This window comes from Anaeroplasma sp., assembly GCF_034179385.1.
Classification (GTDB): Bacteria; Bacillota_I; Bacilli_A; order Acholeplasmatales; family Anaeroplasmataceae; genus Anaeroplasma.
This window is the reverse complement of sequence record NZ_JAXFPY010000099.1, coordinates 1-15,832: the sequence shown is the minus strand read 5'-3', so window position 1 is coordinate 15,832 and position 15,832 is coordinate 1. Positions and strand designations below refer to the sequence as shown.

Annotated in this window: 14 protein-coding genes; all 14 read right to left on the bottom strand. The window is 32.0% G+C overall.

Going from position 1 to position 15,832, the window contains the following annotated elements; translation table 11 throughout:
• Positions 1-355: 355 nt before the first annotated feature.
• The gene (locus SPJ17_RS06735) at positions 356-1,231 is read right to left on the bottom strand and encodes a DUF2188 domain-containing protein (protein WP_321093934.1); all 876 of its coding nucleotides are present in this window, start codon (positions 1,229-1,231) and stop codon (positions 356-358) included.
• Positions 1,232-1,307: 76 nt separating this feature from the next.
• Positions 1,308-4,751, bottom strand: a complete 3,444-nt coding sequence (gene mfd / locus SPJ17_RS06730) for a transcription-repair coupling factor (RefSeq protein WP_321093932.1) — start codon at positions 4,749-4,751, stop codon at positions 1,308-1,310.
• A gap of 42 nt (positions 4,752-4,793) precedes the next feature.
• Entirely contained in the window at positions 4,794-6,029 is a 1,236-nt protein-coding gene (locus tag SPJ17_RS06725) for an aminotransferase class I/II-fold pyridoxal phosphate-dependent enzyme (protein ID WP_321093931.1), read from the bottom strand.
• Between the two features lie 134 nt (positions 6,030-6,163).
• Positions 6,164-6,568: an Hsp20/alpha crystallin family protein gene (locus tag SPJ17_RS06720; RefSeq protein WP_321093929.1), complete on the bottom strand. Its 405-nt coding sequence runs from the start codon at positions 6,566-6,568 to the stop codon at positions 6,164-6,166.
• A 14-nt stretch (positions 6,569-6,582) separates the two neighbouring features.
• On the bottom strand, positions 6,583-6,939 hold the full coding sequence (locus SPJ17_RS06715; protein ID WP_321093926.1) for an Hsp20/alpha crystallin family protein: 357 nt from the start codon (positions 6,937-6,939) through the stop codon (positions 6,583-6,585).
• 20 nt (positions 6,940-6,959) lie between these two features.
• Positions 6,960-7,343: an Hsp20 family protein gene (locus SPJ17_RS06710; RefSeq protein ID WP_321093924.1), complete on the bottom strand. Its 384-nt coding sequence runs from the start codon at positions 7,341-7,343 to the stop codon at positions 6,960-6,962.
• A gap of 181 nt (positions 7,344-7,524) precedes the next feature.
• Entirely contained in the window at positions 7,525-7,992 is a 468-nt protein-coding gene (locus SPJ17_RS06705) for a hypothetical protein (RefSeq protein WP_321093920.1), read from the bottom strand.
• A gap of 8 nt (positions 7,993-8,000) precedes the next feature.
• Positions 8,001-8,432 carry a DUF523 domain-containing protein gene (locus SPJ17_RS06700; RefSeq protein ID WP_321093917.1) on the bottom strand — a complete coding sequence of 144 codons (432 nt, stop codon included), beginning with the start codon at positions 8,430-8,432 and terminating at the stop codon, positions 8,001-8,003.
• Positions 8,432-9,715: an adenylosuccinate synthase gene (locus SPJ17_RS06695; protein WP_321093914.1), complete on the bottom strand. Its 1,284-nt coding sequence runs from the start codon at positions 9,713-9,715 to the stop codon at positions 8,432-8,434. The genes SPJ17_RS06700 and SPJ17_RS06695 overlap by 1 nt, the downstream gene beginning before the upstream one ends.
• Before the next feature lie 133 nt (positions 9,716-9,848).
• A complete protein-coding gene (locus SPJ17_RS06690) occupies positions 9,849-11,342 on the bottom strand; it encodes a putative PEP-binding protein (RefSeq protein WP_321093912.1) in 1,494 nt (497 codons plus the stop codon).
• Position 11,343: 1 nt separating this feature from the next.
• Positions 11,344-12,663 (bottom strand): alkaline phosphatase family protein, encoded by a 1,320-nt coding sequence (locus SPJ17_RS06685; protein WP_321093909.1) that lies wholly within the window; start codon positions 12,661-12,663, stop codon positions 11,344-11,346.
• Positions 12,647-13,483 (bottom strand): PHP domain-containing protein, encoded by an 837-nt coding sequence (locus tag SPJ17_RS06680; RefSeq protein WP_321093907.1) that lies wholly within the window; start codon positions 13,481-13,483, stop codon positions 12,647-12,649. The genes SPJ17_RS06685 and SPJ17_RS06680 overlap by 17 nt, the downstream gene beginning before the upstream one ends.
• 75 nt (positions 13,484-13,558) lie before the next feature.
• Positions 13,559-14,005, bottom strand: a complete 447-nt coding sequence (locus SPJ17_RS06675) for a hypothetical protein (RefSeq protein ID WP_321093905.1) — start codon at positions 14,003-14,005, stop codon at positions 13,559-13,561.
• Between the two features lie 116 nt (positions 14,006-14,121).
• Complete coding sequence (locus tag SPJ17_RS06670) at positions 14,122-15,405, bottom strand: transposase (protein WP_321093902.1); 1,284 nt, start codon at positions 15,403-15,405, stop codon at positions 14,122-14,124.
• Between the last annotated feature and the right edge of the window lie 427 nt (positions 15,406-15,832).

The window sequence follows — 15,832 nt, the reverse complement described above, 5'->3', positions numbered from 1 at the left end:
TATGTTTAAAATAATATTGTCTAAGATAGTATAATGAAGCATTATATAAATTTTTGGATATTCTACATAAAAGCTTTAGCATAGCTATTTCATTAGTGTTCGCTTTATAGTGATATTTTAGCGTTTTAAATCTCATTTTTTCACCTCCATTTCTACATTAACAATTATACCACAAAAATGACAAAAAATCCTTTAGTTAAGCCATTTTTTGTTTGATAAATTTTGCGAAAAATAAGGCCTTAAAATGATGATTTGAGCTTAATTTTAGAAAAAAGAGCAGAAAGCCAAATAAATGCGAGAATACAATTTCCTAATAAATAAAAAAAAGAAATGGGCTCAAACTGAGCCCTAAAAATTAATATTTTCTAATTTTACCATTTAAGCCGTGAAGAATTACATAAGAACCATCTTTTTTATTCTTAGCCAATTGCTTAGCATATTCTAAGGCTTCCTCTTGGTAATCAAATAATTTAATTACCTTGTTTGATTCTTGAATAAAGACCTTCCAAACGCGGTCCTCTCTTGTTTCGCCACGCTTAGATACATGATAAACTGTCTTACCGCCTGTATCCTTTTTAGGTTTAGCTGTCATAACCATTTTAGACATGTCCACTGGTTTTTTTGTTTCAGTTACAAGCTTTCTTGGTTTCTCTGTCTTATCTTCTGCCATATTTTCATTCTCCTTTGCTTTAGCGGCTTCTCTTGCAAGACGCGCCTTTCTCAAATTCTCAAGCTGTCTTGCCTTCTTTTCCTCAGGAGTTAAAGGTCTTGTTTCTTCTACCTTTGCCTCTTCCTTTACTTCAGGCTTAGCTTCTACCTTTGCCTCTTCCTTTACTTCAGGCTTAGCTTCTGCCTTTGGTTCTGCCTTCACTATAGGCTTTGCCTCTTCCTTTGGTTCTGCCTTCACTATAGGCTTTGCCTCTTTCTTTGGTTCTTCCTTTACTATAGGCTTTGCCTCTTTCTTCGGAGCTTCCTTTACTTCTTTTTTAGGTGCTTCCTTCTTTTCTTCTATTTTTGGAGTATCCTCCTCATCCTCAAAATACACTTCCTCAGGAGCATCCTCACCAAGCTCTTTAATTTTAGATTTTAGAATTTCATCCTCTTCAAGAGAACTCATTGGCTTTTTAATTTCAAAATCTGCATCTGTTACCTTTGCTTCTGGCTTTTTGCCGATGGGCCTTGATGTATCCTTTTGTGTAGATATTGCTGGAACTGATTTAAATAGTGCCATAGTGCCACCTCCAAAATAAAAACTTAACCTTTTATAATATTATACATTTTTAAGAAAAAAATGTCTATTTGAATTCCTATAAAATCTTTGAAAAATAATCACAAGCCTGTTTAAAGCTTAAAAGCTTATTCTTAGGGGTAATGGTTTGTGTAATCGTAATTTCTCCATTGGTATAGCCAAGCTTTATAACCTTAGCCTTATAGGCCTCCTGGAACATTAAATTGCCATCCTTCTTTTTGCTTTGATCCGCTTCCATATAATATGTGATTAAGGTTGGCTTTGATGTATCCATTCGATAAATATGAAGCTGCTTACAATAGGATTTAAGCAATTTTTCATACATATATAGATATAATTCTTCACTAATTTCACCAAAACGGTCTAAAAGCTCTGCTTCAAGCTGGTGTAATCCTGCAATAGAATTTATTGCATCAATCTTCTTATGAATCTCAATTTTTGTATCATCATTATCAATATAGCAAGATTGGATAGTTCTAGATACAAGCGGCGTAAGCATAGAAATATCTTCCTTTTTCTTTTCTTCATCAAAGGAGATCTTTTCTGGATGCTTTTTCTTTTCAATTTCCTCTTCTAATATTTTTAAATAAAGATCTATACCAACGGATTCAACGAATCCGGATTGCTCCTCACCAAGTAAATCGCCAGAGCCTCTTATCGATAAATCCCTCATGGCAATCTTAAAGCCTGAGCCAAGCTCATTAAATTCCTTAATGGTTTCTAATCTTTTTTCTGCCTCAGGAGTTAGGATTTTTCTTGGCTCATACATTAAATAGGCATAAGCGATTTTAGAAGATCTACCTACTCTACCTCGAATTTGATACATTTGAGAAAGTCCAAGCCTATCCGCATCATGAATGATTAATGTATTGGTATCTGGCATATCAATACCTGTTTCAATGATGGTTGTACAAAGTAAGACATCATATTTTTTATCGATGAAATCTGTAACGACATCCTCAAGCTCTTCTCTAGATAATCTACCATGTCCAACACAAATTCTTGCCTCCGGAACTAACTCATGCAAATGCTCTTGCATATCCAAAATGGTATCGACTCGGTTATATAAATAGAATACCTGTCCACCTCTTGCAAGCTCACGCTCAATAGAATCTCTTATAATTCTATCATTTCTTTCAAGTACATAAGTTTGAATAGGATACCTGTTCTTTGGTGGGGTTTCAATCATAGATAAATCCTTTATACCCATAACAGACATTTGTAATGTTCTAGGGATTGGCGTTGCCGTTAAAGTAATACAATCCACATTGACCTTTAATGCCTTTATCTTTTCCTTATGAGTAACACCAAATCTTTGCTCCTCATCTACAATTAATAAGCCTAAATCGAAATATTCTATCTCTTTCGATAATAATCTATGGGTACCAATGACAACATCAACACTACCTAAGGCAATACCTTCGATGATCTCACGCTGCTTTTTCATTGGAATAAACCTGTTTAATAATTCTACTTTAGCACCATATTTTTCCATTCTATTTTTAAATGTGTAATAGTGCTGACGCGCTAAAATAGTCGTTGGAGCTAATACCGCAACCTGCTTCCCACCCATTATAGCCTTAAATGCGGCGCGAAGTGCTACTTCTGTCTTACCATATCCTACATCACCGCAAACAAGCCTATCCATCGGACGAAGAGATTCCATATCTCTTTTAATATCTTCAATAGCTCTTTTTTGATCTATGGTTAAATCATATTCAAAATCATTCTCAAATTCTGCCTGAAGAGGAGAATCCTTAGGGAAGCTAAAGCCTTGTGCTGCCTGACGCTGTGCATATAGGCTAATAAGCTCATCTGAAATATCGTGTACTCTTTTTCTAACCCTAGCCTTTTGTCTTGCCCAGGCTGTACTGCCAAGCTCATGAATGACAATCCCTTCCGTATCCTTACTTGCATATTTCATCATAGTAGATATTTTTTCTAAAGGCAGCATAAGAGCACTATTATTCGCATACATAATATAGATAAAATCTCTAGAAATACCCTTTTGTGTAACGGTTTTTATTCCCATATATTTACCAATACCATAATCATAATGAACCACATAATCTCCAATAGATAATTCATCGTAATGACTGATCTTTGTGGCATTTTTGTAGATGGATTTATATTTAACCTTTTTCGGTCTATAGAAGGTATCAAATATGGTTGCCTCGCTTATGACCATAAGCTCACCAGATACCATGTCAAAGGATGGTATAGGTAATTTTGTATAATGAATTTGTCCTACGCTTAATTTATCTATAGTATCTATATCTACTAATACAAGGCCATGCTCCTCTAAAAGATTATTTAGTTTTTCTAATCTTTCCTTATCATTACAGCTAATAATAAGCTTCTTTCTAACTCTATAATCTAATAAGTCCTGTAGGATTAATTTAGGATTACCCTTATATGGTTCTATAGGCTTTGCGTTAACTATATAATCACATTCACCTATACTTCTCAATCCTTCAATAAATACATTACCTTTATCCAATATTTCTTTTATGGGCTTAAACATATCCATATGGGACAAGGAATACCCTCCAAGCCTTCCACAGGAATCCTCTAAATCAAACAATAGATTAGAATAGGCTTCATTAGCCTTTACAGGATCTATAAAATAAATCTTTTTGTTCTCTTTAAAATCAAATAGTGTATACCCATCATTTAAAAAGAACCTAAGATATCTAGATAGAGTATTTAGGGATTTATGTAAGGATAAATTCTCTAAATCCTTTTTATACATTTCATCCTCAAGCTCTGATAAATTAAAGCCCGCTAAAAAGCTTGAAATCTTCGATTTAGCCAGTATAAATTCCTCTTCATTATAAATAAACTCCGATACAGGAAGTATCGCGCATGAATCTATCTTTCTTACAGATCTTTGGCTATCTACATCATATACCTTTATCGATTCGATCTCATCACCAAAGAAATCAAGTCTTATAGGTTCTTCCATTCCTAAAGGGAATACATCGATAATCGAACCCCTTTTAGAAAATTCACCTGTTTTATTTGTAGTGAATACCATCTCATATCCTAAGCTCACGAAAAGAGAACATAACTCCTTCATATCAAAGGTATCACCCGTATGAAGCTCAAAACAGCTCTTGAGCCATTTATCCTTGTTCATTTCATATTTTATTGCACCATGTACATTCGCAATTACTAATTTTTTATCTTCCTTAAGTAGAGTATAAAGGGTTTGAATTCTTTCGAATAGGAAATCGCCAGTCGCAGAAATCATTTCTGCAGAAACCAATTCATCTGCAGGGAAAAATAACACATCCTCCTCAGGTAAAATAGATGCTAAGGAATCATAATACTTTTGAGCGAGCGTTAACGTCGGTAAAACGACAAAAAGGGTTTTAGAACCCATAATAAAATCGGATGCAATTAAATGTATATTGAATTCATCACAAGTATTTCCAAGCTTTATATTTGGACTATTTATGATTTTTTGATTCAATTTATAGAAATATTCAAAATAATTCATAATACCTCCATCTAGACAAAAAGGGATCTTTTTAGATCCTCTTTATTTTTCATCTATTGCTTCTTTAATAAGCTTAGGAAGCTTTATACATTCTTCCATAGTTATTGCAGAAATTGTAACTCTTATAACATTTCCCATTGGAATGACATGAACCTTCTTTTTTACTAAGCGTTCATATACGAAATCTGGATTTAGACATGGGATTGTAATAAAGAATCCACATTCAAATGGTAATGTCTCTAAGCCAACCTTATTCGATTCATTTAAGAAGGCCTCTGCTCTTTTGACTAGAGTATTCGATGCTTCCTTAAGCTCATCCTCAAAGGACTTTTTATATGCTTCATCTGTGAAGCATTTCACAATAATATTTTGACCTAAATTGGATGGGTTACTCCATTTGGATCTACTAGAGAATTTATTTGCTTTAGCAAATTCCTCAAGTGCAGCCTTATTCTTTGAATAAGCTACCTGAGCTCCAATTCTTACGCCATATAAGGCTAAGGTCTTTGAACCACTAAATGCCATAACGACTAAGCAAGAATCATTTAATTTTTCATATTTCGCTATATTTGATCTCGTATAGCTAAAGCCTTCCTTAGCATAATCAATATAGGCCATATCGTGTAATAGAATTACAGGAGTACCATCTTCTGACATTTCATTCATCAAATCAATAACCATATCCCATTCAAAGGATTTCATTGTATATCCTGTTGGATTATGACATGGGTCATTAACTACAAATAGGATTCTTCCTTGATTCTTTTTCGCCTCAAGCATTTTTATTTTTAAATCCTCTACATCAAATCCACCCTGATCATTAAATAAATTATAGGTTTTAAAGCTTTGATGATTTTCATATAAGCATTGCTTATAATTTCCCCACATATAATTTGGTAGCAATGCATAATCCTCTTCATTTAAATAATTGGCAAAGGTATTCGATAAAGCGCCTGTACCACCAGGAGTTGCCATAACCTTAGAATTATCCTTCATAGAATCATAATATTCACGGAAAATCCATTTCTTTACAGCTTCATGAAATAAAGGAGAACCTGGAGTTGCTGCATAAGCATATTTTTCATCTGTAGATAAATTGGCTAAAGCCTTATCTACACTCTCAAAGGCAAATAGCTTTGAATCCTCTCCATAAAGCATTCCAATCGTTGCGTTCGTAACACTAGGATCCTTCTTTTTTTCTTCCTTTGCGATTGCACCTAAAGTAATAATATTACTCTTATCTTCCTTAATCATACTTCTTTTGGCTAATAGTGTCATATCAATACCTCTTCTTAATTCCCGTATATTGTAACATTATTTTCATTTAATGAAAAGAATGGATTTTAATTTCCTAATAAATAAAAGAAAAACAGTAGAGGCCATAAGCCTCTACTTAAAAGGGAGAGTGTATATTATTCTATATTAATAACTTTTTTAGGGTTAGAAATATTTTTAAGCTTACCTACAGTTAATGTAAGAATACCATTTTCCATTTTTGCGGTAATTTGGTTTTCATCTGCATTCTCTAAGTAATAGCTTCTTTCCATATTAATGGATGTTCTTTCCTTACAAATATAGGATTTATCCTTGCTATCCTTATTGTCCTCACGAGCTACATGAATCGTTAAGGTGTCATCTGCAAATGTAACAGATACATTCTCCTTATTCATTCCAGGGACCTCAACAGATAATACATATTCATTTTCAGTTTCTTCAATATCTGTTTTCATTTCCTTAGTAAATGCGTCATTCCATAGGGAACTAAAGGAATCCCACAAGCTCAAATTATTTTCATTCTTCTTATCTAAATTCATCATAATCATTACCTCCTCTATTGAATCTCAATAGTCTTTTCCATTCTTTTTGGCTCTTTAGCAATAACAATAGTTAATACACCATCATTAAGCTTTGCAGAAATTGTATCCTCATCTATATCACCAAAGTTGATTTCTCGCTTCATATTCATAAAGTTTCTTTCATGAATAAGATATTTATTCTGATCCTTTGGATAATCCTTTTTAGCAGTTATTGTCAAAATACCATCTATAAAGCTAACCTTAATGTTTTCCTTCTCAACACCTGGTAAATCAGCAACAACAGTATACGAAGTATCATCTTCAGTTAAATCAAGTGGAAATCCTATGTAATACTCATGATTGTTCTTGCTATCTAAATATCCATGCATCATAATTCTCATCTCCTTTCCTTTTATTGAATCTCAATTACCTTATGAGGCTTTTCCTCTGGTGCCTTAGTTGTAATGGTTACAGTAAGTACACCACCTTCATACTTTGCAGAAATTGTATCCTCTAAAATATCTCCAAAGTAGATATTTCTTGCATACTTAACCTGATTTCTTTCGCGGATGATATACTTTAAATCCTTCTTGCCCTCTACATTTGCAGAAATACTTAATGTACCTTCCTCAAAGGTAACCTTAATATCCTCTTTCTTTACTCCTGGGATTTCAGCATATACCTTATATCCGTCCTTTTCCTCGATAACATCTACAGGGAAGCCCTTAGTAGATCCTCCACGTGTATAAAACATATTATTTAACTCTTCCATTAAAAACTGTACTTCATTTCTCATAATTCTTCATTTCCTTTCAAATTTTATCTTTCTTACATTGGCACTCTATACCTTCGACTGCCAATTACACCTATAGTATATCACATATTTTGGCACTGTCAATACTAGAGTGCTAATTTTTTAAAATTTTTTTGAAAAAAATAAAAAGGCATCCAAATAAAGGATGCCCCAAATATGAAAACTAGTCCAATAGGGTTATAATATAGATTCTATTTTTCTTTTGATCATATAAAACTTTAGCAAGGTGTCCCTTATAAAGGGGTACCTGCTTAAGCTTATAGATTGCGTTGGTTTCTACCAAAATAGTACCAAGCTTTGTTTGTATTGGACATGCAAAAACTGGTATTTTTTTATTTAAATAATAATTTACCTTATCTAGCTTTACTTTGTATGCAGGTAATTTTTTATAGGAATTGAGCATGTAGGCGAGTCGTATTACATTAGCTATTTCAAAAATTAGGAAGAATACACTCATAAAGCCTGTAATAAATGCCCATACCATTAAATCAATAATGAAATTCAACATCAAAGGTAATAATATACTCGTTACTATTGCATAGATTAAAAAATAAATAATTAGATTTAAAATTATTCTTTTTACATCTAAGCATTTTCTTACTTCCTCTTTTGTAACTTTAAGATCCTTCATAAAAACCTCTACAATAATTCGTCGATTTCATTCTCACTATAAATTTGAATACCTAAATCCTTAAGCGTTTCTGTAGTTAAGCCTAAGCCACTCACTTTTTTATGGGAAAATGTACCATCATAAATATAGGTAACTCCACAGGATGGAGAACCATCCTTTAGGATTGCCTTTTTTATATGATGCTCTTTAGCAAGCCTTAAGGCTTTTTCTGCCCCAAGAGTAAATTCCTTTGTTACATTTATACCCTTACAAGAGATTACCTTATTGTCTATTCTTTCTGAGGGATCTCTTGGGATAGAAAGTCCTCCATCTACCTCAGGACAAATATAGACGAGCTCATATTTCTTCTTTAATTCCTCTATTTTGGGATTAAAGTTATTTTTGCCATCATATTTTGTATTAAATCCGGCTAAACAGCCGGACACTAATATCTTTTCCATTATTTAAAGAAGTCCTTTAATTGAATTGTTTGGCTTCTATCCGGACCAACAGAGAAGATTACAATCTCACTCTTTGTTAATTCTTCAATCTTTCTGATATAAGCCTTTGCATTTTTTGGTAATTCATCAAAGGATGTAACATGTGTAATATCCATATCCCATCCTGGCATAGTAATATATAATGGCTTACATCTTTCAAGCTCAGATAGGGTTGCAGGAATCGTTTTAATTACCTTTCCATCTAACTCATATGCATAGCAAATCTTTACTTCCTTTAAGCCACTCAATACATCAAATAGCATTAAGGATAAATAATTTATACCAGATACTCTTCTTGCGTAATTTAAAGCAACACAGTCTAACCAACCCACTCTTCTAGGTCTTTTTGTAACTGTACCATATTCGTGACCACGCTCACGAATATAATTGCCAATTTCATTTTCAATTTCTGTTGGGAATGGTCCTTCACCTACTCTTGTAGTATAGGCCTTACAAACACCTAAAACATTATCAATATATTTTGGGGCGACACCACTATTTACAGGCACGGAAGCCCCTGTAGGGGATGAGGATGTAACATATGGGTATGTACCATGCTCAATACAAAGCATTACACCCTGGGCACCCTCAAATAATACCTTGTGACCAGCCTCAATTTCCTCTTCAAGAAGTAAGGAAGTATCACATACGAAAGGCTTAATCTTCTTTCCATATTCTACATATTCATTATAAATAGAATCGAAATCTAATTCCTCTTCGCCAAGCATTTTAAGCTCCATGTTTTTAATAGTTAAAGTTGTCTTTAATGCTTCAGCAAAAATATGCGGGTCAATTAAATCTGCAATACGAATACCAATTCGATTGATTTTATCTGCATATGCAGGTCCAATTCCCTTCTTTGTAGTACCTATTTTCTTATCTCCCTTAAATTTTTCATAGGCACCATCTAATAATCTATGATAAGGAAGTACAATATGAGCACGATTAGAAACAAATAATTGATAATCCTTAATTCCTCTATCCTCAAGGCCCTTAAGCTCTTCAAGCATTTGTTTTGGATCTATTACCATACCGTTTGCCATTACATTTTTAATTTTTGGATTAAATATTCCAGAAGGAATACTTCTTAATGCAAACTTTTCTCCCTCAATTGTAATGGTGTGGCCAGCATTATTTCCGCCTTGACTTCTTACGACAACATCAGCCTTTTGTGCCATGTAATCTGTAATCTTGCCTTTACCTTCGTCTCCCCATTGGGATCCTACAACAACTAATGTACTCATAATTTAATCTCCATTCTTTTCAAAACCATTAGTTATTATACTAAATATAAGAATCAAATTCAATTTAAAACACATAATCTATAGTATGAAACTGCATTCAAAAGGGGCAAGAATCTTGCCCCAATCCTATTTTCTATTTCATTGTTTTATTCGTATAATCTAAATATGCTTGATTTAGCATATTAACTAAGGATGGAGAAACGGATAGATTCTTAATGCCAATTCTATAGAATTCCTCTGCAATTTCTGGTATGGATGCAAGCTCACCACAAACCGATAATTGTATATTTTTTCTTTCAGCATAATCGACAACAGGAATCAATTTTTTCATTAAATCATCCTTATATTCATCTAACCTATCTACGGATGTTTCTCTATCTAGGTTATATAAATCCTTAACTAAATCATTTGTACCAATCGATATAAATTTGACGCCCTTGAAATCTTTAATATTATCTAATGCACTTTTCGTTTCAAGCATCATACCAAGAGGTGGAATAGAATAGTCAAATCTTTGAGCTAAATCAAAAACCCAGCCCTTTAAATAATCAAATTCCTCTTTTTCAAAAATCATAGGGAACATGATTCTTATATCCTTTTTGGTATCCGTATATATCTTTAAAATTGCCATGACCTGGTTTTCAAAGATATAGGGATTTTGTTTATAATTATCTATACCCTTTTTATTCGTATGTACATAAGATATTTGCTTATCTCCACCAACATCAAAGGTACGAAATACAATATATTTATCCTTATCTAATGCATCTACAGCATCACTATAGATTTTATATTGCTCTAAGGCAGTAAATGGACGATTTGAATTCATGAATATCATTTCAGTCCTATAAAGTCCAACACCATCAAAGCCATAATTCATGGCTTTTTTTACATCTAAATCGGATGCGGCATTGGCTAAGAATTTATAGCCTGCATGTAGAATTGCCTTCTTATGCTTCATATCCTTCTTCATACTTCTTTGTAAGGGGGATGGGTTTGTAATAATAATCTTTTTTCTTGTATCAATGAATACCTCTTCGCCCTCTTTATATTCCTCCTTAGAAATAACAAAGGGAATATCATAATTTCTAGCCAAAATGGCTGTATGAGAGGTATATCCACCAACTCTAGAGATAATTCCTAATATCCTATCCTTATTGTGAATTAAATAGGAAGGATATGGCTTATCTGTATATAGAATAAATGGTTCATCTGGAATATTTGCTTTAAAATCCGATAGATTTAAAACAATTCTTCTTGCAGCATCCTCCATATCATTCGTTCTTTCCTTTAAATATCCACTCGCAGAATTCGCAAGCCCCTCAATGAATTCCTTCATTACCGCAGGTACTGCCTTAGATACGCTAATTCCTTCATCTAGCATGAATAGAATTCTCTTTTTAAGCTCGGGGTCTGAAATCATATATTCCTGTACTAATAAATAGCTCTCAAGCTCTGGTGATTTCTTCTTCATTTCCCTTATTTCTTCTAAGGATTTTTTTATGGCGTTATCTAATTTTATATAATCGCTAGAGGAGTCGCTATTCACACCCTCCAATCTATCCATAATATGGATCTTACCTAGGGTAACTCCTTGGGATAGAATAGATTCTACTTGATATTTCATTCTAATACTTCCTTATAACAATTACAGGCACTTCCATTTCATCTTTCGTTATACCTGCATGATGGGATTTAAATAAATGGTTATTTTCGCCCTTAAAATTAAAATAGAATTGATTTGTAGCAATAGCTACATAATCACCTAAAAAATCGTCAATTCTTGCGTGAATATAACCGTTAGGGTCACCAAAGAACCCCATTTTTATCGCATCTCTTTTTGAATAAAGTGAAAATACCTCACCAAAGAGTGCATGAAACATTTTAACGAACTTATCCCCCATACCATCCTTTACTCTAAAGGTTATACATCTAGAATCATTCGATGGCTTTGTCTTTAAATATTTATTTAATAAATCACAATCATAAATATTTATAGGCTTTACTGGTGTATGGCCATGGTCTGCAGAAATGATTAAAAGAGTATCTAGGGGTAATGCATTCGCATACCTTTCCACCTTATCATTAATATCCTTTAGAATATCCTTAGCCTCTTTAGAATATGTGCCATATTCATGCATGATTCCATCAGGCTCTGGCCAATAAACATATTGAATGATTGGCTGTGGATAATTTAGCTTTTGTAAGGAATCACTTAATACATCATTAATATCCATACTTTTCTTTGAAAAGTCAGGATTGATAATATACCCCTTAACCTTCATATCACTAAAGAATGGTTTATATGGAATAAAATCGGATGCGGGTCTTCCTGTAGGCTCATCTGTATAATAATTTACTCCAGTAAATAATATAATTTCTCTATCTAATTCCTTTATGTAATTACTCCAACCCGTCCAGCTAGATTCAAGCGGAGTTAAGCCGCTAACGGTTGCGGTAGTGGATGCCGCAGTAGTTGATGGGTATATTGCATGCTCATAAAAGGATACATTTTTGTTTAAAAATGCATCCTCATCTAGATTCTTCTCTAATACATTTCTTCCAAGACCATCTAATAATAAAATGACACAGTTTTTATATTTTCTATCGAAGATGTTGTGCTTATCTATATACTTGCTAGAATAACCATAATTTTTCCTTATTGCACCAACAAGATTTAATATAGTATCCGAATAATCTGGCTTCATTAAACGAACGGATTTACACATACGATGTATTTTCTTTTTTATATCCATACTAGGATTATCTACATGAATATAGGATAAAATGATTTCTTCTACTCCATTTGATACGATAGGGCATAAATAAATAGTTTCCTTGATTTTATATCCACAATGTAGATAATCATCCAGTGCAGTATACATTTCCTTTTCATCATCATATTCTTGATATAAAAGATTCTCTGTAATTTTAACATTTGAAATCATTTGTAATCACCATCTTTTCTTCAATATTTATTCCTGATTTCTTAATAAAATCATAAACGAGTCTTACATTCTCATTCGATAATGCAGCAATCGTATGTGCATCTGCACCCACAATAATTTTTACATTATATTCCTTCATAATCTCCCAAAATTTAGGGCATGGATATAACCAGGTATTTAAATCATGCTTATCCTTACAATATTTTAATCCATTGGCATTAATTTCAAGATATATATTATTTTCTATCGCAAGAAGAGCTATTTTTCTTGTTATTTCTTCACATTTTTCATCAAACGTATGACATCCATTTTTATCCTTATAGCCATACATAAATAAATCTGGATGAACGAAGGCTTGATACATTTTTGTTTCAATTGCCTTTTTCGCGTTAAGATAATATTCATCTAAATTATCATAATTTAAATCCGTATAACAATTTAAAACATTTCCATTTTTATCCTTAAAAAAATGAATACCTAAATTGAAATAATCCACTTTTGTTCTTAAGGATAAATAGAAATCCTTTTGTTCTTCTAAATATTCTGTCTCAAAGCCAGAATATAATTTAATATTAGAAAATTTCTTCTGGCACTCTTTTATTTGATTTAAATAATCTTCTACATCACTTAATTTCATAGTGTCGTATCCATAATTATTCAAATATTCTTCCTTAGACATAAAGGATTCTAAAACAGGTGCGTGATCACTCATACCAAGCTCTAAAAAGCCTAACCTTAAAGCCTCTTTCACATAATCTATAACCATTCCCTCCGCATGATTACAATATTTCATATGGGTATGGTAATTGTTCTTAAGCATTTGTATCACTTCCCTTTAAGTTTTATTTTAACATTTCTAAGAAGAAAAGAAAAGACGGATTAAACCCGTCAAATCTTATTCAGCATTTTGTTCTTCCTTTGGAGCTTCTTCAGTAGCCTCTGGCTTTTCCTCAGCCTTTACTTCGTCCTTCTTGTTTTCTGGTCCATCGTGAACGAATGCGCCTGCAATATTCCAAGCAAGTGGGCAATGATATTCAACGCCACGGAATGCCTGAATCATAGCAATTAGCCAGAATACAAATGGAACGATTAAAATTAAATTAAATATATTCCAAATAGAATTTTCAGTAATGCCAATTAAAATGCCTTCAACAATAGATAAAATGATCGAAAGAATCATAGTTATACCATCCAATACGAATGCAGATACAATCTGCTGCTTATCCTTCTTTGTCATCTTATCGTGGTCAACAGCTAAAGCAACAATTCCGAATGGGAATAATATCCAAGTTAGACCAAATACTACATTTGGCGTCATGCCAATAAATTTCTTTTCTTCCATGATTTACATCCTCCTAAATCTTTTAATATTATACACTTTTTAAAACAAAAGTAAACCACCTATTTTTCTGCTTCATGTGTTTCCCCATTTTTTATTTCAAACATAAAATAATGATTTTATGCTGGATTAAACCTAACTCCCATCACAGTCCATAAATCTCGTCTTCGTTTATTTCTTTTTGGATATAGTTCAACGATTAATTCATTACTAAAAAATGAAATAATTTCTTTTATTCCATCACTAATTCTATATAACCAAAATAATACTTTTTCTCTTATTTGATTTTTTATTTTCCTTATTGTCTTTCCTACAGCTTTCATATTTATAACGTTGCTAAAAAACATTACATATGTAAGTAATGTATTTAAGGCTTGAATTCTTTTATATCTTCTAACCTTTATCTTTTCAAACGAAAATTGTTGTTTCTTATATTTGAAATTTTCTTCAATTTTCCATCTTAAAGCGTAATCTCTTACTACTTGTAAAGCTTGATCTTTACCTGAAACTTTTCTAGATGTTAACAACACCATGTAAGCCTCATTTAAGGTTTTTTCATCAATAGCGAAGCCTTTTACTACTACCATAGTTATTACTTTAGATGATAATGATTTTGCTTCTCTATTTTTTATTACTATTTGTTTATAAGATACTTTTAAATTTTGGTAATCCTTTGAAACATATTTATATTTTCCTTTTATATTTTTGGCAATATTACTGATAGTGCTTTTCTCTCCATTAATATATACATTTCTATCTAAACTTTTTGCTCTTATTATAAAATCAGAACCCATTTCTAGCACTTTTTCCATTAAAATCGCACTATCATAGCCTCTATCCATTATAAATGTTCCTTTACCATAGATATTAGTTACATAATTCATATGCTGTAACCATAAGTCATTATCAGATTTATAATCATCATCCTTTGATGATCGTAATTCAGATACTAAGCTTATTGGTTGATTATTATTATCAATAGTTGCAATTTCATCAATTTGATAGCCTTGTTTTATAGTATGAGAATCTGAACCATCTAATACGAATCCTTTATTTTCAAATTTAGTATTATCGTCTTTTACAATATCTCCTCTATCAACAAAATATAAATGTCTATTATTTATATATGGCTTTACTAGATTAATATAATTTGCTGACAAAATATTATCAATTTTATTAAATGAATCTAGGTGTCTTTCTAATCTTTCTACGCCCTTCTTTATGTTTAAATTACCAGTTTGTCTAACAATATCTGAAAGGATTATTGAATTATACTTTAATATACCTGTGAATACATCTGATATAACATGAGTGTCAACCTTACCCAATCCGTTTGTAATATTTTTTATATAATTTACAGTTTCGTCTTTTAAAATTTCATTTAAAGTGTTATAATTTTTCATAGAAAAAGTCCTTTGGTATTTAGTTATTTTCTTCAATTTTATTATACCATTTTTGAGGACTTTTTTTCACTATATAAGTACTAAAATCCAGGTATTTTTTACCTGGAATTTTTTTCTTTTTTATTTTCATTTCCCCAAAAAATACTTTTTCAAATTTCAGATGCAAAAATATCATCATAATAGATCATTGCATAAGTCCTTTTCTAATATTATTTTCATCTAGTTTCTGAATTTTTTTAATATTTACATTTTATTTTGAGAAGAAATTAGGCCATTCCTCTTCTATTCGAATTCTCATATAATTTAATTCATCTTGAGAATAATTTTCAAAATCTTTTTCAGATTTTTTATTAGATATTTCACAATATATCAATGAACCAATTAATATAATCAATAGAATAATCATCAAAGAAAGACCAGCGAAATA

What these genes read in the sequence shown, in the direction of transcription:
- SPJ17_RS06680 (WP_321093907.1), bottom strand. Translation starts at nt 13,483, where the DNA reads ATGCTTAAGAACAATTACCATACCCATATGAAATATTGTAATCATGCG.
- SPJ17_RS06715 (WP_321093926.1), bottom strand. Translation starts at nt 6,939, where the DNA reads ATGATGCATGGATATTTAGATAGCAAGAACAATCATGAGTATTACATA.
- SPJ17_RS06690 (WP_321093912.1), bottom strand. Translation starts at nt 11,342, where the DNA reads ATGAAATATCAAGTAGAATCTATTCTATCCCAAGGAGTTACCCTAGGT.
- SPJ17_RS06735 (WP_321093934.1), bottom strand. Translation starts at nt 1,231, where the DNA reads ATGGCACTATTTAAATCAGTTCCAGCAATATCTACACAAAAGGATACA.
- SPJ17_RS06720 (WP_321093929.1), bottom strand. Translation starts at nt 6,568, where the DNA reads ATGATGAATTTAGATAAGAAGAATGAAAATAATTTGAGCTTGTGGGAT.
- SPJ17_RS06675 (WP_321093905.1), bottom strand. Translation starts at nt 14,005, where the DNA reads ATGGAAGAAAAGAAATTTATTGGCATGACGCCAAATGTAGTATTTGGT.
- mfd (WP_321093932.1), bottom strand. Translation starts at nt 4,751, where the DNA reads ATGAATTATTTTGAATATTTCTATAAATTGAATCAAAAAATCATAAAT.
- SPJ17_RS06695 (WP_321093914.1), bottom strand. Translation starts at nt 9,715, where the DNA reads ATGAGTACATTAGTTGTTGTAGGATCCCAATGGGGAGACGAAGGTAAA.
- SPJ17_RS06685 (WP_321093909.1), bottom strand. Translation starts at nt 12,663, where the DNA reads ATGATTTCAAATGTTAAAATTACAGAGAATCTTTTATATCAAGAATAT.
- SPJ17_RS06705 (WP_321093920.1), bottom strand. Translation starts at nt 7,992, where the DNA reads ATGAAGGATCTTAAAGTTACAAAAGAGGAAGTAAGAAAATGCTTAGAT.
- SPJ17_RS06710 (WP_321093924.1), bottom strand. Translation starts at nt 7,343, where the DNA reads ATGAGAAATGAAGTACAGTTTTTAATGGAAGAGTTAAATAATATGTTT.
- SPJ17_RS06670 (WP_321093902.1), bottom strand. Translation starts at nt 15,405, where the DNA reads ATGAAAAATTATAACACTTTAAATGAAATTTTAAAAGACGAAACTGTA.
- SPJ17_RS06725 (WP_321093931.1), bottom strand. Translation starts at nt 6,029, where the DNA reads ATGACACTATTAGCCAAAAGAAGTATGATTAAGGAAGATAAGAGTAAT.
- SPJ17_RS06700 (WP_321093917.1), bottom strand. Translation starts at nt 8,432, where the DNA reads ATGGAAAAGATATTAGTGTCCGGCTGTTTAGCCGGATTTAATACAAAA.